At 69.6% G+C, this 20,216-nt stretch carries 21 protein-coding genes; 7 read left to right on the forward strand and 14 right to left on the reverse strand.

What is annotated here, in order from left to right:
* Window positions 1–9: 9 nt before the first annotated feature.
* The 8 genes from NQK81_RS07990 to NQK81_RS08025 form a co-directional block, all read right to left on the reverse strand.
* The gene (locus NQK81_RS07990) at window positions 10–339 is read right to left on the reverse strand and encodes a YnfA family protein (RefSeq protein WP_126731805.1); all 330 of its coding nucleotides are present in this window, start codon (window positions 337–339) and stop codon (window positions 10–12) included.
* A 322-nt stretch (window positions 340–661) separates the two neighbouring features.
* A complete protein-coding gene (locus NQK81_RS07995) occupies window positions 662–1,069 on the reverse strand; it encodes a metal-sulfur cluster assembly factor (protein ID WP_219153030.1) in 408 nt (135 codons plus the stop codon).
* Window positions 1,066–1,515: a Fe-S cluster assembly sulfur transfer protein SufU gene (gene sufU / locus NQK81_RS08000; protein ID WP_038515493.1), complete on the reverse strand. Its 450-nt coding sequence runs from the start codon at window positions 1,513–1,515 to the stop codon at window positions 1,066–1,068. The genes NQK81_RS07995 and sufU overlap by 4 nt, the downstream gene beginning before the upstream one ends.
* Entirely contained in the window at window positions 1,515–2,801 is a 1,287-nt protein-coding gene (locus tag NQK81_RS08005; protein ID WP_126731803.1) for a cysteine desulfurase, read from the reverse strand. The genes sufU and NQK81_RS08005 overlap by 1 nt, the downstream gene beginning before the upstream one ends.
* 54 nt (window positions 2,802–2,855) lie before the next feature.
* A complete protein-coding gene (sufC, locus tag NQK81_RS08010; protein ID WP_063276055.1) occupies window positions 2,856–3,626 on the reverse strand; it encodes a Fe-S cluster assembly ATPase SufC in 771 nt (256 codons plus the stop codon).
* A gap of 35 nt (window positions 3,627–3,661) precedes the next feature.
* Window positions 3,662–4,834 carry a Fe-S cluster assembly protein SufD gene (gene sufD, locus NQK81_RS08015; protein ID WP_257487706.1) on the reverse strand — a complete coding sequence of 391 codons (1,173 nt, stop codon included), beginning with the start codon at window positions 4,832–4,834 and terminating at the stop codon, window positions 3,662–3,664.
* A gap of 2 nt (window positions 4,835–4,836) precedes the next feature.
* Window positions 4,837–6,285 carry a Fe-S cluster assembly protein SufB gene (gene sufB, locus NQK81_RS08020; protein WP_038515497.1) on the reverse strand — a complete coding sequence of 483 codons (1,449 nt, stop codon included), beginning with the start codon at window positions 6,283–6,285 and terminating at the stop codon, window positions 4,837–4,839.
* Window positions 6,282–7,082: a helix-turn-helix transcriptional regulator gene (locus tag NQK81_RS08025; protein WP_185927021.1), complete on the reverse strand. Its 801-nt coding sequence runs from the start codon at window positions 7,080–7,082 to the stop codon at window positions 6,282–6,284. Before NQK81_RS08025 ends, sufB begins: the two co-directional genes overlap by 4 nt.
* 219 nt (window positions 7,083–7,301) lie before the next feature.
* On the opposite strand from NQK81_RS08025, the gene mptB reads away from it, so the two are divergent.
* The 5 genes from mptB to NQK81_RS08050 all read left to right on the forward strand — a co-directional run bounded on the left by mptB (window position 7,302) and on the right by NQK81_RS08050 (window position 12,725).
* Window positions 7,302–8,888, forward strand: a complete 1,587-nt coding sequence (gene mptB / locus NQK81_RS08030) for a polyprenol phosphomannose-dependent alpha 1,6 mannosyltransferase MptB (RefSeq protein WP_257489720.1) — start codon at window positions 7,302–7,304, stop codon at window positions 8,886–8,888.
* Window positions 8,889–8,907: 19 nt separating this feature from the next.
* Window positions 8,908–9,834: an ABC transporter ATP-binding protein gene (locus NQK81_RS08035; protein WP_257487707.1), complete on the forward strand. Its 927-nt coding sequence runs from the start codon at window positions 8,908–8,910 to the stop codon at window positions 9,832–9,834.
* Window positions 9,831–10,631: an ABC transporter permease gene (locus tag NQK81_RS08040; protein ID WP_257487708.1), complete on the forward strand. Its 801-nt coding sequence runs from the start codon at window positions 9,831–9,833 to the stop codon at window positions 10,629–10,631. The genes NQK81_RS08035 and NQK81_RS08040 overlap by 4 nt, the downstream gene beginning before the upstream one ends.
* A gap of 64 nt (window positions 10,632–10,695) precedes the next feature.
* A complete protein-coding gene (locus NQK81_RS08045) occupies window positions 10,696–11,664 on the forward strand; it encodes a COX15/CtaA family protein (RefSeq protein ID WP_192745215.1) in 969 nt (322 codons plus the stop codon).
* A 113-nt stretch (window positions 11,665–11,777) separates the two neighbouring features.
* Window positions 11,778–12,725, forward strand: coding sequence for an acyl-CoA desaturase (locus tag NQK81_RS08050; RefSeq protein WP_257487709.1), 948 nt, complete (start codon window positions 11,778–11,780; stop codon window positions 12,723–12,725).
* Between the two features lie 76 nt (window positions 12,726–12,801).
* Here NQK81_RS08050 and NQK81_RS08055 read toward each other — a convergent pair whose 3' ends face one another.
* Both NQK81_RS08055 and NQK81_RS08060 read right to left on the reverse strand, forming a co-directional pair.
* On the reverse strand, window positions 12,802–13,668 hold the full coding sequence (locus tag NQK81_RS08055) for an ATP-grasp domain-containing protein (RefSeq protein ID WP_257487710.1): 867 nt from the start codon (window positions 13,666–13,668) through the stop codon (window positions 12,802–12,804).
* Complete coding sequence (locus NQK81_RS08060; RefSeq protein WP_125674936.1) at window positions 13,665–13,973, reverse strand: hypothetical protein; 309 nt, start codon at window positions 13,971–13,973, stop codon at window positions 13,665–13,667. Before NQK81_RS08060 ends, NQK81_RS08055 begins: the two co-directional genes overlap by 4 nt.
* 95 nt (window positions 13,974–14,068) lie before the next feature.
* On the opposite strand from NQK81_RS08060, the gene NQK81_RS08065 reads away from it, so the two are divergent.
* A complete protein-coding gene (locus NQK81_RS08065; RefSeq protein ID WP_257487711.1) occupies window positions 14,069–15,040 on the forward strand; it encodes a quinone oxidoreductase family protein in 972 nt (323 codons plus the stop codon).
* Window positions 15,037–15,564 carry a GNAT family N-acetyltransferase gene (locus NQK81_RS08070; RefSeq protein WP_257487712.1) on the forward strand — a complete coding sequence of 176 codons (528 nt, stop codon included), beginning with the start codon at window positions 15,037–15,039 and terminating at the stop codon, window positions 15,562–15,564. Before NQK81_RS08065 ends, NQK81_RS08070 begins: the two co-directional genes overlap by 4 nt.
* 63 nt (window positions 15,565–15,627) lie before the next feature.
* Here the strand turns inward: NQK81_RS08070 and NQK81_RS08075 are convergent, their stop codons facing one another.
* The 4 genes from NQK81_RS08075 to NQK81_RS08090 form a co-directional block, all read right to left on the reverse strand.
* Window positions 15,628–15,873, reverse strand: coding sequence for a cold-shock protein (locus NQK81_RS08075; protein ID WP_257487713.1), 246 nt, complete (start codon window positions 15,871–15,873; stop codon window positions 15,628–15,630).
* Window positions 15,873–16,442: an FKBP-type peptidyl-prolyl cis-trans isomerase gene (locus NQK81_RS08080; protein WP_257487714.1), complete on the reverse strand. Its 570-nt coding sequence runs from the start codon at window positions 16,440–16,442 to the stop codon at window positions 15,873–15,875. Before NQK81_RS08080 ends, NQK81_RS08075 begins: the two co-directional genes overlap by 1 nt.
* Window positions 16,443–16,452: 10 nt before the next feature.
* Entirely contained in the window at window positions 16,453–18,708 is a 2,256-nt protein-coding gene (locus tag NQK81_RS08085) for a HelD family protein (protein WP_257487715.1), read from the reverse strand.
* Window positions 18,709–18,778: 70 nt separating this feature from the next.
* Window positions 18,779–19,960: an MFS transporter gene (locus NQK81_RS08090; protein WP_257487716.1), complete on the reverse strand. Its 1,182-nt coding sequence runs from the start codon at window positions 19,958–19,960 to the stop codon at window positions 18,779–18,781.
* Between the last annotated feature and the right edge of the window lie 256 nt (window positions 19,961–20,216).

The raw sequence follows: 20,216 nt of genomic DNA on the forward strand, positions 1-20,216 counted from the left end.
GCCGTTCGCTCAACCTCGGGGCGCGTACATGATGACTCCGACCCCGGCGAGACAGATCAAGGCGCCGATCACGTCGTAGCGGTCCGGCCGGTAGCCGTCGGCGACCATCCCCCACGCCAGCGAACCCGCGACGAACACTCCACCGTACGCGGCGAGGATACGGCCGAAGTTCGCGTCGGGCTGCAGGGTCGCGACGAAGCCGTAGAGGCCCAGCGCGACGACTCCCGCGCCGATCCAGAGATAGCCGCGGTGCTCCCGGACGCCCTGCCAGACCAGCCAGGCGCCGCCGATCTCCAGCAGCGCGGCGAGCGCGAACAGCGCGATGGACCGGATGATCATGTCCGCAGCCTATTGCGGCGCGGTCCGACCCTCACGTCGTGAAGGGCCCCTTTGAGACGTTCAACGTCTCAAAGGGGCCCTTCACGACACGAGGTTTCGCGTGCTTGACCGGACGACTCGCGTGATCCGGCGGACGACACGCGTGTCTGGATGGACGACACACACCCCGCCACGAGACGTCCACGCAATCACGCGTGTCGTCCATCCAAACACGCGCCGGCGACGCGATATAGGCCGTTATACGAACCGCCCCACTGCGCGTGAAGGCCCCCTTCCCTCGGCTGAGCCGAGGGAAGGGGGCCTTCACGCGCTAAAGCGGGAATCAGACGGTGAAGCCGAGCGCCCGCAGCTGTTCGCGGCCGTCGTCGGTGATCTTCTCCGGGCCCCACGGCGGCATCCAGACCCAGTTGATCCGGAAGTCCTTGACCAGTCCCGTTCCCCCGCCGACGAGCGCGGCACCGGTCTGGTCCTCGATGACGTCGGTCAGCGGGCAGGCCGCCGAGGTCAGGGTCATGTCGATGGTGGCGGTGTTGTCCGCCTCGACGCGGATGTCGTAGACCAGCCCGAGGTCGACGACGTTGATGCCGAGTTCCGGGTCGACGACGTCGCGCATCGCCTCTTCGACGTCCTCGACCTTCGCCACGTCGGCGGCGTCCGGGGCGGCGGTGGTCTCGGCGTCGAGGTCGGCGGCCGTGCGCCCCTCGCGGGTTTCGGTCTGCTGTTCGGTCATGCCGTCTCAACTCCGTTGGTCGTGCGGGCGACGGCGTCCTTGAACGCCATCCACCCGAGCAGGGCGCATTTCACGCGGGCCGGGTACTTGGCCACGCCGGCGAAGGCGATGCCGTCCTCCAGCACGTCCTCGTCGGGTTCGATCTGCCCTTTGCCCTGCATCAGCTCGACGAAGGCGTCCATGGTGGTGAACGCCTCCTCCACGGTGTGCCCGACGACGAGATCCGTCAAGACCGACGTGGAAGCCTGGCTGATCGAACAGCCCTGTCCCTCGTAGGAGACGTCGGCGACCTTCCCGTCGTCGACCTTCACCCGCAGCGTCACCTCGTCGCCGCAGGTCGGGTTGACCTGGAACGACTCGGCGTCGTACGGCTCGCGCAGGCCGCGGCCGTGCGGGTTCTTGTAGTGGTCCAGGATGATCTCCTGGTACATGCTTTCGAGGTTCATCACGCCACCCCGAAGAACTTCTGCGCCTCACGCACCCCGTTCACCAGTGCGTCCACTTCGGACAGGGTGTTGTAGACGTAGAACGACGCGCGCACCGTCGCGGGCACCGAGCAGGCCCGGTGCAGCGGCCACGCGCAGTGGTGCCCGACGCGGACGGCGACACCGAGGCTGTCCAGCACCTGACCGGAGTCGTGCGGGTGGACGCCGTCGATGACGAACGACACCAGTCCGCCGCGGTCGGTCATGTCGGTGGGGCCGATGATCCGCACGCCCGGGATCTCGCCGAGCCCGGCGAGCGCCGCCTCGGTGAGGAGGTGCTCGTGCGCGGCGACGCGGTCCATGCCGATCGCCGACAGGTAGTCGGCGGCCGCGCCGAGACCGACGGCCTGCGACGTCATCGGGGTGCCCGCCTCGAACCGCTGCGGCGGCGCGGCGAAGGTGGTCTGCTCCATGCGGACCAGCTCGATCATCGAGCCGCCGGTCAGGAACGGCGGCATCGCTTCGAGCAGCTCACGCCGTCCATAAAGGACACCGATGCCGTACGGGCCGACCATCTTGTGGCCGGCGAAAGCGGCGAAGTCGACGTCCAGCGCGTGCAGGTCCACCGGGAAGTGGGGCACCGACTGGCAGGCGTCCAGCACGACCAGCGCGCCGACCTTGCGGGCCTTCTTCACCAGGAACTCGACCGGGTTGATCGTGCCGAGCACGTTGGACTGGTGCGTGAACGCGAGCACCTTGGTCCGCTCGGTGATCAGCTCGTCCACATTGGACAGGTCGAGGCGGCCGTCCGCGGTGACGGAGAACCACTTCAGCGTCGCGCCGGTGCGCTGGCAGAGCTGCTGCCAGGGCACCAGGTTCGCGTGGTGCTCCATCTCGGTGATGACGATCTCGTCGCCGGGACCGATCTTGAACCGCTCGGCCCCGGGACCGGCCGTGGCGGCGTTGCTCATCGCGTAGGCGACGAGGTTGATGCCCTCGGTGGCGTTCTTGGTGAACACCAGCTCGTGCGGGGAGGCGCCGACGAACTCCGCGATCCGCACGCGGGCGGATTCGTAGGCGTCGGTCGCCTCCTCGGCGAGCTGGTGCGCGCCGCGGTGCACCGCGGCGTTCGAGGTCTCCAGGAACCGGCGCTCGGCTTCGAGCACCTGCACCGGCTTCTGGGACGTCGCACCGGAATCCAGATACACCAAGGGTTTCCCGTCCCGCACCGTGCGGGTCAGGATCGGGAAGTCGGCCCTGATGGCCGCTACGTCCAGCGGTACAGAGTTAGCCGTGGTGGTGGTCATCGGGCCAACTCCTCTCGGTGTAGTCGTGAAGTTCAGTGATCAGGCTGTACGAGCTCAGACCGCGGCGGTCTCGGCGGAGCCGGTGTACTTGACGTACCCGTTCTCCTCGAGCTCGTCCGCGAGTTCACGGCCGCCGGACTCGACGATCTTGCCGCCGGCGAAGACGTGCACGAAGTCGGGTGTGATGTGCCGCAGGATCCGCGTGTAGTGCGTGATCAGCATGACGCCGGCGTCGTTGTTGGCCTTGAACTCGTTGACACCCTCGGACACGACGCGCAGCGCGTCGACGTCGAGGCCGGAGTCGGTCTCGTCGAGGATGGCGATCTTCGGCTTGAGCAGCGCCAGCTGCAGGATCTCGTGGCGCTTCTTCTCGCCGCCGGAGAAGCCCTCGTTCACCGAACGCTCGGCGAACTCGGACGAGATCTCCAGCTTGCCCATCTCGTCCTTGACCTCCTTGACCCAGTGGCGCAGCTTGGGGGCCTCGCCACGGACCGCGGTGGCCGCGGTGCGGAGGAAGTTGGACATGGACACGCCCGGCACCTCGACCGGGTACTGCATGGCGAGGAACAGGCCCGCGCGGGCGCGCTCGTCGACGCTCATCTCCAGCACGTCCTCACCGTCGAGCAGGACCTGCCCGGAGGTGACTTCGTACTTGGGGTGACCGGCGATGGCGTAGGACAGCGTGGACTTGCCCGAACCGTTGGGGCCCATGATCGCGTGGGTCTCGCCCGACTTGATGGTCAGGTTGACGCCCTTGAGGATCTCCTTGGGGCCCTCCTCGGTCGTGACCGAGGCGTGCAGATCCTTGATTTCCAGCGTAGGCATTTCTTTCCTAAAGTCTGATGTGGACGGACGAGGGCTCAGGCGCCCACGGCTTCGAGTTCGGCTTCGATCGCGGCCTCGAGACGCTCGCGCACCTCGGGAACGCCGATCTTGACCAGGATCTCGTGGAAGAACCCGCGTACGACCAGTCGGCGCGCGGCGTCTTCGCCGATTCCGCGCGACTGGAGGTAGAACAACTGCTCGTCGTCGAACCTTCCCGTCGCGCTCGCGTGTCCGGCGCCTTCGATCTCGCCGGTCTCGATCTCCAGGTTCGGGATCGAGTCCGCCCGCGCGCCCGGCGTCAGCACCAGGTTGCGGTTGAGCTCGTAGGTGTCGGTGGCCTCGGCGGCGGCGCGGATCAGCACGTCGCCGACCCACACGGTGTGCGCGTCGTCGCCCTGCAGCGCGCCCTTGTACATCACCCGCGACTTGCAGTTCGGCACCGCGTGGTCGACGAAGAGACGGTGCTCCTGGTGCTGGCCCGAGTCCGCGAAGTACAGGCCGAGCATCTCGACGTCGCCGCCCTTGTCGGCGAAGGTCGCCGTCGGCGAGACGCGGACGAGGTCACCGCCCAGGGTGATGACGATGTGCTTGAGCGTGGCGTCGCGGCCGAGCTTGAGGTGCTGCTCGGAGACGTGCACCGCGTCGTCGGCCCAGTCCTGGACGCTGACCACGGTCACGTTCGCCGAATCGCCGATGACGAACTCGACGTTGTCGGCGTAGGTGCCGGAGCCGGCGTGGTCGAGGACGATGACGGCCTCGGAGAACTGCTCGGCGCGCACCTGCACGTGCCCGTAGGCGACCTTGCCCTCGCCGGGCCCGGTGATCTTCACCGTGGACGGCTTCGAGGTCTTCGTCTCCTTGGGCACCGTGATGACGGTGGCCTCGGTGAACGAGGAGTACGCCTGCGCGGCGATCCGGTCGCTCGGGACACCGGCGGCGCCGAGGCGCTCGTCGTCCCGGCCGACCTGCTCGATCTTCAGTTCGGGCGCGGCGTCGGCGTCCACAGTGGCCGAACCCGAAGCGGCAGCGGACCCGTCGTGCAGGCCGCGCAGCCGCTTCATCGGAGTGAAACGCCAGTTCTCCTCACGGCCGCCCGGGACCTCGAAGGCCTGGACGTCGTAGGAGGTGAAGCGCTCCGCGCGAGAGGTCGCCGGGATGACGACCCCTTCGCGCATCGCTTCGGAAACGTTGTTCTCGGTAACCGACATGACTAGCCGACGGACCCTTCCATCTGAAGCTCGATCAGGCGGTTCAGCTCGAGCGCGTACTCCATCGGCAGCTCACGCGCGATGGGCTCGACGAACCCGCGCACGATCATCGCCATGGCCTCGGCCTCGTCGAGACCGCGCGACATGAGGTAGAACATCTGGTCTTCGCTGACCTTCGAGACGGTCGCCTCGTGGCCCATGGAGACCTCGTCGTTGCGGATGTCGACGTACGGGTACGTGTCCGACCGCGAGATCGTGTCCACCAGCAGCGCGTCACAGACGACGCTGGACCGCGAGTGGTGCGCCCGCTTCGCGACCTTGACCAGGCCGCGGTACGAGGTGCGGCCACCGCCGCGCGCCACCGACTTCGACACGATGGTCGAGGAGGTGTGCGGCGCCAGGTGCTCCATCTTCGCGCCGGCGTCCTGGTGCTGGCCCTCGCCCGCGAACGCGACCGAGAGGACCTCGCCCTTGGCGTGCTCGCCCATGAGGAACACGGACGGGTACTTCATCGTGACCTTGGAGCCGATGTTGCCGTCGATCCACTCCATGGTCGCGCCCTCTTCGCACTTGGCGCGCTTGGTGACCAGGTTGTAGACGTTGTTCGACCAGTTCTGGATGGTCGTGTAACGGCAGCGGGCGCCCTTCTTCACGATGATCTCCACGACCGCCGAGTGCAGCGAGTCGGACTGGTAGATCGGCGCGGTGCAACCCTCGACGTAGTGCACGTAGGCGTCTTCGTCGACGATGATCAGGGTCCGCTCGAACTGACCCATGTTCTCGGTGTTGATGCGGAAGTAGGCCTGCAGCGGGATGTCCACCTTGACGCCCTTGGGCACGTAGATGAACGAACCGCCGGACCACACCGCGGTGTTCAGCGCGGAGAACTTGTTGTCCCCGGCCGGGATCACGGAGCCGAAGTACTCCTTGAAGATCTCCGGGTGCTCCTTGAGCGCGGTGTCGGTGTCCAGGAACAGGACGCCCTGCGCCTCCAGGTCCTCGCGGATCTGGTGGTAGACGACCTCGGACTCGTACTGCGCGGCGACACCGGCGACGAGGCGCTGCTTCTCCGCCTCGGGGATGCCCAGCTTGTCGTACGTGTTCTTGATGTCCTCGGGCAGGTCTTCCCAGGAAGTGGCCTGCTTCTCCGTGGACCGCACGAAGTACTTGATGTTGTCGAAGTCGATCCCGGAGAGGTCCGCACCCCAGTTGGGCATCGGCTTCAAGTCGAAGAGCTTGAGCGCCTTCAGTCGCGCTTCGCGCATCCACTCCGGCTCGGACTTCTTCGAGGAGATGTCGGTGACGACGTCCTCGTTCAGTCCGCGACGGGCCGTTGAGCCCGCCTCGTCGGAGTCCGCCCAGCCGAACGCGTACTTGCCAAGGGACTCGATGGTCTCTTCCTGGCTCATGGGCGCGGTGGTGGGAGTGCGCTGCTCGGCAGCGGCAGTCATGCGGGTTTCCCTCCATTCGGGATCCGTGCTGTGCGCCCAGGAGAGGGCGCCGTGCTTCCCGGCCCGGGTGTGGCCGGGTGACCCGCCGAGACGACGGGTACGTGTGTGGTGCACGCGTTGTCACCGCGTGCGATGGTCGCCAGCCGCTGCACGTGGGTACCCAGAAGTTCCGCGAAAGCCTCTGTCTCGGCTTCGCACAACTGAGGGAACTCGGCGGCGACGTGGGCGACCGGGCAATGGTGCTGGCAGAGCTGTTCGCCGACACCGACCTGACGGGTCGACGCAGCGTAACCCTCCCTGGTCAGCGCCGCAGCGAGGGCCTCGGCGCGCGAAGCCGGGTCCGTGTGCTTGGTGATCGCGTCCTGATGCGGGCCGACCAGCGAAGCGACACGAGCCTCCGCGAACGCCTTCACGGCGTCCTCACCGGCGTGCTCGGCGAGGAAGCGGATGGCCGAGGACGCGAGGTCGTCGTAGGCGTGCCCGAACCGGGCGCGGCCGGCCTCGGTGAGGAGGAAGTTCTTGGCGGGACGGCCTCGTCCGCGGGGGCCGCGGCGGGGCGCGTCCCGGGTTTCGGCCTCGCCGTCGGCGAGCAGGGCGTCGAGATGACGGCGGACGGCGGCGGCGCTGATCCCCAGCTGCTCGGCCACCACCACGGCGGTCATCGGGCCCTGTTCCAGCAGCAAGCGGGCCACTTCGTGCCTGGTCCGCCCCTCGGGGCCGATCTGGACGGGGACAGGCTGGACCTCGGCGCGGGGCGTGTCGCCACCGGCCTCGTCCTGCGTCCCCGTCTTTTTCACAACACAAGTGTGACGTATTTCCGGGGAGACGGCAAAGAGGGGTGCCTCACGGAGTGGCGTGGGTCACGTCGGCCGCTGATCTTCCAGGGGTAACCACGCACCCGCCCGGTCTGTTCCCGGGATCGCTACCCTTCCCGAGTGGCAGTGGGCGATCACCCGGCACAGCGGGACACGGACGGGGCGGAGCCGGAAGACCAGGCTGTGCGGTCGGCGGGGTCGGTGGCGACGCTCGTCCCCGGGCGCCCGCGCGATCCGGAACCCCTGGACGACAAGGAACTGCGCGGGCTGAACGTGGTCCGCCGGTTCGGCGCGGTCGGTTCGCTGTTCCTCGCCCTCGGCTCACTCGGCGCGGGAGCCGCCCCGGTGATCAACCCGGTGCAGGAGATCCCGGTCCTGCGGCTGTTCACCCGCATCCCGATGGTCTCGCTCGCGATGGGCCTGGCGGGCATGGCGATCATCGTGCTCAGCTGGCTGTTGCTCGGCCGGTTCGCGCAGCCCGCGCGCCGCCGCCTCGCCACCCAGGGCCAGCTCGCCCGCACCATCGCGCTCTGGTGCGCGCCGCTGCTGTTCATCCCGCCGCTGTTCTCCCGCGACGTCTACAGCTATCTCGCGCAGAGCGAGATCGTCGCCCGCGGGATGGACCCGTACTCCCTCGGCCCGGCCGAAGCGCTCGGCGTCTCCGACCCGCTGACCTCGGGTGTCTCCAACATGTGGCGCGAGACCCCGGCACCGTACGGCCCGCTGCTGTTGCGTCTCGGCGGCTGGCTCGCCCCGCTGAGCAGCGGCAACATCGTCACCGGCGTGCTGCTGCAGCGCGGGCTCGCGCTGATCGGCGTCGTCCTGATCATCTGGGCGCTGCCCCGGCTGGCCCGGCGGTTCGGCGTACAGCCCGCCACCGCGCTGTGGCTCGGCGCGGCGAACCCGCTGCTGATCTTCCACTTCGTCGCGGGCGCCCACAACGACGCGCTCGCGATCGGGCTCATGGTGGCCGGGCTGGAGATCGGTCTCCAGCGGATGCCGGTGCGGTTCAAGGACGACGCCGTCCCCCCGCTGGCCAAGGGCGAACTGCTCTACATCGGGCTCGGGGTGGCGATCATCACCCTCGGTGTCGCGGTGAAGATCAACGCGGTCCTGGCACTGCCGTTCTTCACGGTGATGGTGGCCAGACGCTGGCACGGCCGGATCAAGGACCTGGTCACCGCCGCGGTGCCGATGGCGTTGCTGTTCGGCGTGGTGCTGGTGGCCGTCTGTTACGGCACCGGCCTCGGTTTCGGCTGGGTCGGCGCGCTCGGGACACCGGGACTGGTCCGCTCGTGGATCTCGCCGACGTCCGAACTCGCCGCGCTCGGCGGTGTCCTCGGCATCGCGCTCGGCCTCGGCAACCACACCAACGCGATGGTGCCGATCCTCGGCACGCTGGGCTACCTCGTCGCGGGCGCGGTGACGGTGAAGTTCCTCTGGGACAGCTTCAAATGGCGCTACCGGCCGATCATCGGCCTCGGTGTCTCGCTGGGCGCGGTGATGGTGCTGCACGTCGCGCTGCAGCCCTGGTACCTGCTGTGGGCGATCATCCCGCTCGCCGCGGCGGCGGGGACCTCGCGGTTCCGGATCGCCGCGACCATCGTCACCGCCGTCCTGCCGTTCCTCCTGCCGACGACGGGAAGCACCTTCGAGGGCCGCGGTTTCGTCCTGCCGTTCGCGTGGGCCGCCGCCGGGGTCGTCACGCTTCTGGGGCTGTTCATCGTCCACCGCCTCTCACCACTGCTGCTGTCCAGACCGTCCCCGGAGCATTCGGTCCCGGCGTGAGGCCGTATCGTGACCTGTCGTGAACGCCCCCGCCGTCGAGATCACCGGGCTGGTGAAACGCTACGGATCCACCACCGCCGTCGATGGACTCGACCTGCGGATGGAACGTGGCACACTGCTCGCTCTGCTCGGCCCGAACGGGGCCGGCAAGACCACCACCGTCGAGATCTGCGAAGGCTTCCTTCGGCCTGACGCCGGCGAAGTCCGGGTGCTTGGCCTGGACCCGGCTCGCGACGGCGCGGCCCTGCGCCCCCGGATCGGCGTGATGCCCCAAGGCGGCGGCGCGTATCCCGGCGTCCGCGCCGACGAGATGCTCGGGCTCGTCGCCGCGTGTGCGGCGAACCCGCTAGACCCCGCCTGGCTGCTGGACGTCCTCGGTCTCGCGGGAGCGAAGAAGACACCGTTCAAACGGCTTTCCGGTGGGCAGCAGCAGCGGCTCTCGCTCGCCTGCGCACTCGTCGGACGGCCCGAACTGCTCTTCCTCGACGAGCCGACGGCGGGGATGGACCCGCAGGCCCGCCGCCTGGTCTGGGACCTGCTCGCGGCGCTGCGCGCCGACGGCGTCAGCGTGCTGCTCACCACGCATCTGATGGAGGAGGCCGAAACGCTGGCCGACACCGTGGTGATCGTCGACCACGGCAAGGTCGTCGTCGAAGGTTCCCCGCAGTCGCTGACCGTCGAGGCCGGTGAGACCGCGCAGCTGCGGTTCAAGGCCCGCACACGGCTCGACACCGCGCTGCTGACCGCGGCGCTGCCCGAGGGGCACCTCGTCCACGAGTCGGCGCCGGGGACGTATCTCGTCGAAGGCGCGATCGACCCACAGGTGGTGTCGACGGTGACCGCGTGGTGCGCGCAGCAGGGCGTCATGCCCGAGGAACTGCAGGTCGGCAGGCGCACGCTGGAAGAGGTCTTCCTGGAGCTGACCGGACGGGAACTGCGCGCATGACCACCACGCCCACGCCGCGGTTCGCCGCGGGCACGTTCACCCCGGCTCCCGGCCGCGGTTCGCTCGGCAAGATGCTGCGCACGCACGCGAAGGTCGAAGCGAGCCTGACGCTGCGCCACGGCGAGCAGATCCTGCTGACCCTGCTGATCCCGCTCGCGCTGCTGATCGGCCTGTCGCTGCTGGACATCCTGCCGTCGTCGCAACTCGGCGATGTGTCCAAAGTGGACTGGATCACGCCGAGGATCCTGGCGCTGGCGGTGATGTCTTCGGCGTTCACCGGACAGGCCATCGCGCTGGGCTTCGACCGCCGCTACGGCGTCCTCAAACGGCTTTCCGCCACCGCGCTCCCCCGCTGGCTGCTCGTCGCGGGCCGGGTGGCCGCCGCGCTGGTCGTGGTCGCGCTGCAGGCGGTGATCCTCGGTGGCGTCGCCGCGCTGCTGGGCTGGTCGCCGTCACTCGGCGGGCTTCTCGGCGCGATCCCGTTCCTGATCGTCGGCACGCTCGCGTTCGGCGCGCTGGGCCTGCTGCTCGGCGGGGCGCTGCGCGCGGAGGCCGTGCTGGCGCTGGCGAACATCGTCTGGTTCGTGCTGCTGCTCGCCGGCGGCATCCTGCTGGCGCCGTCCACCATGCCGTCCGGCATCGCGTGGATCGTCGAACTGCTGCCCTCGGGCGCGCTCGCCGAAGGCCTGCGGTCGGTACTGCTGGACGGTTCGTTCGGCTGGGGCCCGTTCGCGGTGCTCGCCGGCTGGGGTGTCGTCGCGGGCGCACTGGCGAGCAAGACCACGAAGCTCACCTGAGGCGGCCGACACAGCGGGTCCGGCCGGTGGAACGCTCTCAGGAAGGGCGTTCTAGCATCGGACGGTGCCGTTCCAGAGCCTTGTAGCGCGTCTGCCGTATCCCTCGTTCGCGGTCCAGCGAGCGGTCGCGATAGCGGCGGTGATCGCGCAGGCCGGAATCGGCGTCACCGGCTCGGTCGTCCGGGTGACGGGTTCGGGCCTCGGCTGCCCGACCTGGCCGCAGTGCGTCGAAGGCAGCATCGTGCCCGTCGCGCACCCAGAACTGGACATGCTCACCCAGTGGATCGAGTTCAGCAACCGGTTGCTGACCGGGGTGGTCATCCTGGTCGCCGCGCTGTGCGTGATCACCGCGTGGCGCGTGCAGATCGAGCACCCGAGCCGCCGCCGTCTGGTGAAGCTGGCCTGGACGATGCCCGCGGGCGTGATGCTGCAGGCCGTCGTCGGCGGGATCACCGTGCTCGCGAAACTCGAATGGTGGACCGTCGCGCTCCACTTCCTGGCCTCCACTCCCCTGGTCTGGCTCGCGGTCTTGCTGCTGCGTGCGTTCAAGGAGGGTGACGAGCCCGCTCGCTGGCTGATCCCGGACGCCGGCCGCAAGACGCTGATCGTGCTCGCCGCGTCCATGTGGGCCGTCCTCGCGGCGGGGACCACCGTGACCGGGGCGGGCCCGCACGGCGGCGACCCCGGCACCCACCGGCTCCAGGCCCCGATCGAAACCCTCACCCAGATCCACGGCGGGCTGCTGGTGGTCTACCTGATCGTGCTGGCCGTCTTCGGGCTCCAGCTGATGCGGGGCGAGACGCCGAAGCAGCTGTGGAAGCGGTACACCATCGTGTGGGTCGTCGCGGTCCTCCAGGGCGTCGTGGGCTCGGTGCAGTACGCCCTCGGTGTGCCGGAGGCGCTGGTCTCGTTCCACGTCCTCGGCTCCGCGCTGGTGATCATCTCGACGGCGGCACTGTGGTGCGGTTCACGCGATCGAGGTTCCGCGCCGGTTTCGCCCGCCGCTGACCGGGAACTCGCCACTTCGAACTGACCCCCTGGCAAACCGGACGTAACCCCCGGGCGGCGTGCTCGCCAGACACTGCCCTTACGCTGCGCTCGGTGCCCCGCACGGGGTCGCCACCGAGTCGAGGCACGAGGTGTCGTATGACCGCCAGCACCGAGCCGGACGCACCGGCCAGTCCGTCCAAACCCCTGATCTCCCACCGGCGAGGCTCCGGGGAGATGCTGATCCTCAAGACCTTCCTGCTGGTCCCGTTCGTCGCACTGATCGCCGCCGTGCCGATCGTGTGGGGCTGGGGCATGACCTGGGTCGATCTGGCGCTGGCGGCCGTGTTCTACACCCTCGGGACGCTCGGGGTGACGGTCGGATACCACCGCTACTTCACCCACGGCGCCTTCAAGGCCCGGCGCCCGCTGCGCGTGGCGCTCGCCATCGCCGGCAGTTTCGCGGTGCAGGGTTCGGTCATCTTCTGGGTGGCCAGCCATCGTCGCCACCACGCCTTCGCCGACCGCGAAGGCGACCCGCACTCCCCCTGGCTGTTCGGGACTTCGCCCTCGGCGCTCCTGCGCGGGTTCTGGCACGCGCATATGGGCTGGATGTTCAGCCGTGAGGTGACCAACTACGACCGGTTCGCGCCGGACCTGGTCGCGGACAAGGACCTTCGCGTGGTGAACCGCTACTTCTGGCTGTGGATCACGCTGAGCCTCGCGCTGCCCGCGGTGCTCGGCGGGCTGCTCAGCTGGTCGTGGTGGGGTGTGGTGACCGGGTTCTTCTGGGCCGGGCTGGTCCGCATCGCGTTCCTGCACCACGTCACCTGGTCGGTGAACTCGATCTGTCACCTGGTCGGCGAGCGACCGTTCGCCAGCCGGGACAAGGCGGCGAACTTCTGGCCGCTGGCGATCCTGTCCATGGGCGAGTCGTGGCACAACTCCCACCACGCCGACCCGACCTGCGCGCGGCACGGTGTCCTGCGCGGCCAGGTCGACGTGTCGGCGCGGGTGATCTGGCTGTTCGAGAAGTTCGGGTGGGCGCGGGACGTGCGGTGGCCGAAGCCGGAGCGCTTGGCCGCGAAACTCGCGAAACCCGCCTGACCCCGGTCGCATTTAGTCCTCTGGATGCGGTACTTGCACACGCAAGGATCGCATCCAGAGGACGAAACGCGGGGTTTCAGGCGAGTTGCTGGCGGACGGCGGAGGCGAAACGCCAGGCCGCGGCGGCGTCGGTCTGGCGGAACCCGAGCGAAGGCTCGACGAGCTCCAGTTCCAGCAGCAGCGGCCTGCCGTCCGGCCCGGCGACGAGGTCGACGCGGGCGTAGAGCAGTTCCGCGCGCAGGATGCCGAGCAGCGCCGCGGTCGCGTCCAAAGCGTCTTCGGCCAGCGCGCGGAATCCCGCGGCGGGCTGCACGGGCGCGAGCTTCTCCGTGACGTACAGCCCGGATTCGTCGAGTTCCCGGCCCAGCATCGCGGCCTTCGAGAACGCGTGCGAGTACACGCCGCCGAAGTACACCAGCGCGATCTCGCCTTCACTGTCCACACTGGACTGATACGGCTGGAGCAGCACGGTGTTCCCGTCCGCTTGCAACCCGGCCAGATGCGCGGCCGCCGCGTCGCCCGCGGTGAACCGGCCCGCTCCCCGCGAGCCGGCACCGATGGCGGGCTTCAGCACGAACTCGCCCTTGGGCCAGCGCGGCGCCTTCTCGTCCGGCGCGATCAGGGTCGTCGGCACGACCGCGACCCCGGCGTCGCCGAGTTCGGCCAGATAGGACTTGTCGGTGTTCCAGCGCACGATGTCGGCCGAATTGGCCAGCGTCGGCACGGACTCGGTCCAGGACAGGAACTCGTCGCGGCGCTCGGCGTAGTCCCAGGTGGCGCGCAGCACGACGATGTCCGCGGCGCCGAAGTCGACCGTCGTGTCGTCCCAGGCGGCCCAGCGGGTCTTGAAGCCCAGGTCGGCCAGCGCCTCGGGAACGGCGTGCTCGTCGCCGTCGCCTTCCGGCAGCGCGGAGCAGGCGACGAAGATCGCGGAGCCGCTCACTTCCCCGCCATCCGGCGGCGGTGCTCGGCGCCGATCTTGGTGGCCTTCACGGTCTCGCTGTCCCACTCGGCGGGCTCGAGGTCTTCCACGGCCTCGACCAGCGCCTCGCCCGCCTCCACGGAGGTGACGACGACGTCGCCCAGCGCGCCGTCGGCGCCCACGAGCACGACGCGCGCGCCGATCCGGCCGATGTTCTCCACCACCGCGCGCGACGGCTTCCCGTGCCGCTTCACGAAGTCGCGGGCGGCCGCGACCTGGCGCGACGTGGGGGCGGCGGTCTCGGTCTTCTCTTCGGTCTCAGCCACGCGCCGAGCTTAACCGCGAAAGGGCCGGGACGCGGAATAACCGTGGCGTCGGCCATAGTTGTGCCGGTCGGAACGACCTTGAACGAGGAGGATGTATGCCCGCGGCAGTGCAGATCCGGCGAACCGGTGGCCCCGAAGTCCTTGAGCTGTCGGAAGTCGAGGTCGGCGATCCCGGTTCCGGCGAACTGCTCGTGGACGTCGCCGCGGCGGGCGTCAACTACATCGACACCTATCACCGCGAGGGCATCTACCCGGTCGACACCCCGTTCATCCTGGGCATGGAGGGCGCCGGCACGGTGGCCGCGGTCGGCGCGGACGTGACCGGGTTCGCCGTCGGCGACCGGGTCGCCTGGCAGGGTTCGCTGGGCAGCTACGCCCAGCGCCGCCTGGTGCCCGCCACGATCGCGGTGAAGATCCCGGACGGCGTCTCCGAGGAGACCGCCGCCGCCACGATGCTCCAGGGGATCACCGCGCACGCGCTGATCGCCTCGACCTACGAGGTCAAGGCCGGTGACGACGTGCTGATCCACGCCGCGGCGGGCGGTATGGGCCTGCTGCTGGTCCAGCTGGCCAAGGCCCGCGGCGCCCGGGTCATCGGCACCGTCTCCACCGACGAGAAGGCCGAACTCGCCAAGCAGGCGGGCGCGGACGACGTCATCCGCTACGACCAGGTCGACTTCGCCAAGGCCACCCGCGACCTCACCGGCGGCAAGGGCGTCGAGGTCGTCTACGACGGGGTCGGAAAGTCCACTGTGGACGGCAGCCTGGCGAGCCTGAAGATCCGCGGCCTGCTCGCCCTCTACGGCGCGGCCAGCGGCCCGGTCCCGCCGATCGACCCGCAGCTGCTCAACCGCAGCGGCTCGGTGTACCTCACCCGCCCGACCTCCGCGCACTACGTGCTCACCCGGGAGGAGCTGGAGTGGCGCGTGAACGAGCTGTTCGCCGCCGTTCAGGACGGCTCGCTGAACATCCGGATCGGGGGCCGCTACGCGCTGGCCGACGCGCGTCAGGCGCACGAAGACCTCCAGGGGCGCCGCACCACCGGCAAGCTCCTGCTGATCCCGTGACGGCGCTCTGGCCGGAGGAGGTCCGGCTCACCGGCGAGGGGCTCGTCCTGCGGGAGTGGGCCGAGGACGACATCGCGTTCATGCCGGGGCTGTTCGACAACCCCGCCGTCGCCCGGTTCACGCCGCTGCCTTCCCCGTTCGACGAGGTGGCGGCGAAGGCGCACTACGCGAAGTCCGTCGCCCGCCGCGCGGAAGGCAACGGGCTGCGGCTGGCCATCACGGCCGACGGCGGCGAGCCGCTCGGCGAGGTGGTGCTGTTCCTGAAAGAGGATTCGGCCGAACTCGGGTACGCCGTCGGTCCCGCCCACCGCGGGCAGGACCTGGCGGCGCGGTCGCTGCGGGTGCTCACCGCGCACGCGCTGGGCCTCGGGCTCGGACCGCTGCAGCTGAAGATCGACGCCGAGAACGCGGCCAGCCAGGCCGTCGCCCGCCGCGTCGGCTACGCCCTGACCGACGCTCCACCCGAGACGAAGGTCGAGAAGGGACTGGAGATCACGCTGCTTACCTGGGAGTACGCCGGCTGACGTCCGAGTACATGATGGCCCCCTTCCTGTACCTAGGCGCAAGGAAGGGGGCCATCATGTACTTCAGCGGACCGGGCGGACCCAGAGCCCTCGCAGCCGGAATTCGTCCTGTTCCGCGTGCTCGACGGTCAGCTCGACCTCAGCGCCGACGCGCAACTGACGGAACTCGCCGGGGCCGAAGCCCTCCAGCATCGAATAGTGGACCCAGATCGGGTCGGCGAAATCGGCCGACTCGACCACTCCCCAGCCGTCGTCCACCAGCCAGGAACGAACTCGTCCACGGTGGACGCGGCCGTCGGAGGTCCCCATCAGCCCTTGTCGGTCGGGACGCTCACCGCGTCGGTCACGAACACCAGGGTCTCGTTCGGCGCGATACCGTTCCCGCCCTGGCCGTAGCCGAGGTCCGGCGGGATGATCAGCAGCCGCCGCGCGCCCTGTTTGATCCCTTCCAGCCCCTTGTCCCAGCCCTGGATGACCATGCCGGCGCCGAGGCTCAGCTCGAACGGTTCGCCGCGGTCGAACGAGCTGTCCAGCTTCTGCTTGTTGGACCAGGTGACCAGCGAATAGTTCATCTTCAGGTTCGCGCCGGCCTTGGCGCCCTCGCCGGTGCCGGGTTCGAGGTCCTTGGTGATGAGCTTCTTCGGCGGGTCGCAGTCGTCCGGGATGGTGATGGTCGGCGCCTCGCCGAACTTCCCGGTGGTCTTCACGTCCTCGGCCGTGCATTCCTTGCCCTTCGAGGCGGCCGGGGCCGACGACGACGCCGACGCGGGGGCCGCGCCGGAGGTCTGGGCCGAACCTGCGGTGTTCTGTTTCTCGCCACAGGCCGCCAGGGCGAGGACGCCCGCGCCGATGACCACGATCTTGCCGAATGTGCGCATGCGGCCGACCTTAGCCAAGACCCTCCAGCGCGGGAACAAGGTCACCGGTCTGCACTACGCCCATCCGCCGGGTCGCCCTGGTCAGGGCCACGTAAAGATCGTTGAGCCCGCGCGGCGACCGGGCGACGACCTCGTCGGGGGCCACCAGCAGCACCGAGTCGAATTCCAGGCCCTTCGCCCGCTCGACCGGCATCACCGACACCCGGTCCCCCGCCTCGCCGAGCGTCTCCGAGAGCGAAGCGACCAATGGCGGCGGGCACAGCACGGCGACCGTCCCACCGTCCACAGCGGACAGTTCGGCGTCGACGATGCCGGGCAGTTCCGCGGCGAGATCCGCCGGGTCCACGGACCGCAGCCAGGGCTCGAAACCCGTCTCCCGCACCGAAACCGGCGCCTCCAGTTCCGGGTTGACCTCGGCGAGCACCCGGGACGCGACGGCCATGATCTCCGCCGGGGTCCGGTAGTTCACGGTCAGTTCCTCGAGCCGCCAGCGGTCGGCGACGTACGGCGAAAGCGCCTCGCCCCACGTCCGCGCCCCACCGGCCGCGCCGGTCTGGGCGACGTCGCCGACCAGTGTCATCGACCGGTTCGGCGACCGGCGCATCAGCAGCCGCCAGTCCATCGCGGTCAGTTCCTGCGCCTCGTCGACGATCACGTGCCCGAAGGTCCACGTCCGGTCCTGGGCGGCCCGCTGCGCCGCGGTCATCTCGCCGCGGCGCTGCTGACGCTCGGCGAACAGCTCCGCGTCGAGGACGTCGCCCACCCGCAGCAGCTCCTCGTCGACGATCTCCTCGTCCTGTTCGAGGATGTCGAGCACGCCTTCCGCGTAGGCACGGTCCTCCCGCTCGCGGCGAGCGGCCTCGGCGCGGGCTTCGGTGTCGTCCTCGCCGAGCAGCTCGGCGAGTTCGTCAAGCAGCGGGACGTCCGACGGGCTCCACTTCGCGTCGGTCGGGCTGTAGAGATGCTCACGGTCGGTGTCCGACAAGGCTTTCCCCGCCGCGCTGCGTAGCCGTTCGCGGTCGGCGAACAACTCGTCCAGCACGATCTCGGGGGTGAGTTTCGGCCACAGCCCGTTGATCGCGGCCGCCACGTTCTTGTCCGCGGAGACCTCGGCCCGGATGTCCTGGACGTCCCGCGCGTCGAGCAGGTCCTCCCCCAGCTTCTTGGCGGCTTGCCGGGTCAGCGCGTCGAGGAGATCCGAGACGAAGATCCGCCGGGCGAGGTTGTGCGGACGGCGCGACCGGCGGGCCCGCGTCCGCGCCTCGGTGCAGGTCTTGCGGTCGAGCATGAGGATCTCGCGCTCGAACTCGATCTCCAGCACGGGTTCCGGCACGCGCTGCCGGTCGCGGACGGCGTTGGCGAGCACGTCGGCCATCACCGGACGACCCTTGATCTCGGCGGCCTCGCGGGTGACCGGGCCGTCGGCGTCCAGCCCCGGGTACAGCTGCCCGATCGTGGCCAGCAGCACCCCGGTCTCGCCCAGAGACGGCAGGACCTGCCCGATGTAGCGCAGGAACGTGCTGTTCGGCCCGACCACCAGCACGCCGCGCGTGGTCAGCTGCTGGCGATGCGTGTAGAGCAGGTACGCCGCGCGGTGCAGCGCGACGGCGGTCTTACCGGTTCCGGGGCCGCCCTGGACCACCAGGACACCGTTCGGCGACGCGCGGATGATGCGGTCCTGTTCGGCCTGGATGGTGGCGACGATGTCGCTCATCTCGCCGGTGCGACGGCGTTCGAGCGCGGCCAGCAGCGCCGCCTCGCCCGCGAGCCCGAGGTCTTGGCCCTGGTCGGCGGCGGAGAGGTCGAGGATCTCGTCGTCGACGCCGACGACCTTCCGGCTCAGCGACCGGATGTGGCGGCGCCGCCGCACACCTTCGGGTGAAGCGGCGGTGGCGAGGTAGAAGGGCCGCGCGACCGGCGCGCGCCAGTCGACGAGCAGCGGGCGGTAGTCGTCGTCCTCGTCGAACAGCCCGAGCCGCCCGATGTAGGTGGTCTCCTCGGCGTGGTCCGGAAGGAAATCGAGGCGGCCGAAGCACAGGCCCTGCTCGACGGAGCTCAGCTGGGCCAGCCTGTCGGTGTACAGCGTCGTGGCGACGTCGCGTTCGGTGCGCGCCTGCGGGGTGCCGCCGGTCTGGCGCAGCGTCTCGTCGAGCCTGCGCTGCGCGTCGGCGCGTTCGGCGTCGAGCTTGCGGTAGAGGGTGGTGACGTACTGCTGCTCGAGCGCGACGTCCTGCTCGAGCGCGTCGAGTTCCCGGTCCGGGGACACGGACAAAAGCAGCCTGCTTTCGAGAGGTGGGACAGGGGCCGAATGAATTACAACGGCGCCCGCCATCATCTCATTCCCGCGCCCTCACCCGGACCAGGAGGAAGGCGGCGAGGGAAAGGACGGTGGCCACACTCGCCCACACGACGTTCTCGTGGAGCAACGCGGCGAAGGTGGCCGCGACACCAGCGATGGACTGTGCGACGAACCCGCACAGCGCGACGGCGTACGCGCCGTGCGCGGGCACTTCGCTCACCGCGACGGCCATGCTGCTCGGGAAAAGCGCGGCCTGGCCGAAGGTGATCCCGCAGTAGAGCGCGACGAACGTCACGAGCGCGGCCGTGAGCGGGATCGCGGGCACGAGCCACAAGACGACCGTCAGCAGGCCTTCGGCGGTCATGACCAGCGCGCCCGCTCGCATCAGCCACGGCGAGCCTTTGCGCCCGGCCAGCCGGTTCACCAGCAGCGCGCCGGCGAAATAGGCCAAACCGAAGAGGAGGCCGAGGCCGCCGTACTGGTCGACGCTCAACCCGAAGTGCTGCTGGAAGACGAACGGCGAGACCTCCTGGAGGAGCACGATCGTCGCGAAGCCGAGGCCCGCCGCGATCGTCGGCCGCAGGAACGCCGGAACGGCGAGGATCCGGAGATAGATCCGGACCATGCTCGTCTTCTCACCGCTGCTCCTGCGGAGCGGAATCGTCAGCGTGCCCAGGACGCACAGCGCACCCGCCACCGTCAGCACCGCGAAACCGCCCTGCCACCCGCCGATCAGTCCGCCGGCGAACTGCCCGCCGCCGAGTGCGGTGACGAACGCGATGGACAGCACCGAAAGCCGTTTGGCGAGCGCGTCGCCGTCACCGAGATCCCGCACGGCGATGCGGGCGATGATCGCCGCACCTCCGGCGCCGATCCCTTGCAGGGTACGGAGAACGAGGAGCCACGTGGGCGACGTGTTGACGATGAGCACCGCGCTCGACACGGCGAACAGGCCCAGCGCCGCCAGCAACGCGGCCCGGCGCCCGAGCCGGTCGGCCGCCCGGCCCCACAGCACCACCGGCGCCGCCGCGCCGATGACGAACAGCGACACCGACAGTGCCGCGACGCTGCGCGACACCCCGAAGTCGCGTTCGACCATCGGGAGGGAAGGGAGGTAGATCGTCGTCGCCATCTGCGCGGTGAAGACGATCAGGCAGGCGACCGCCATGGTCGCGCGCCCGGCCTGGACAGTGGCCGGGCGCTCGGTCGTACTCGTCACTCCGCCGGACGGTACTGACGGGTAGCCGGGGCGGGTAGCGCGCTCCAGCAGGTGGGAACGGCCTGGGCCCGAAGGTCCCGAAGGGCACCTTCAGGACGTTCATCGTCTCAATGGGGACCTTCAGGTCCAGGTGGTCGTGAGTGGCGATTCGGGTTCTAACCCGAATCGCCACTCACGACCACCTGGACCGAGCCCTCGCCCGCCAACAGCGCGTGAAGGCCCCCTTCCCTCGGCTCAGCCGAGGGAAGGGGGCCTT

Source organism: Amycolatopsis roodepoortensis, from assembly GCF_024628825.1.
Classification (GTDB): Bacteria; Actinomycetota; Actinomycetes; order Mycobacteriales; family Pseudonocardiaceae; genus Amycolatopsis; species Amycolatopsis roodepoortensis.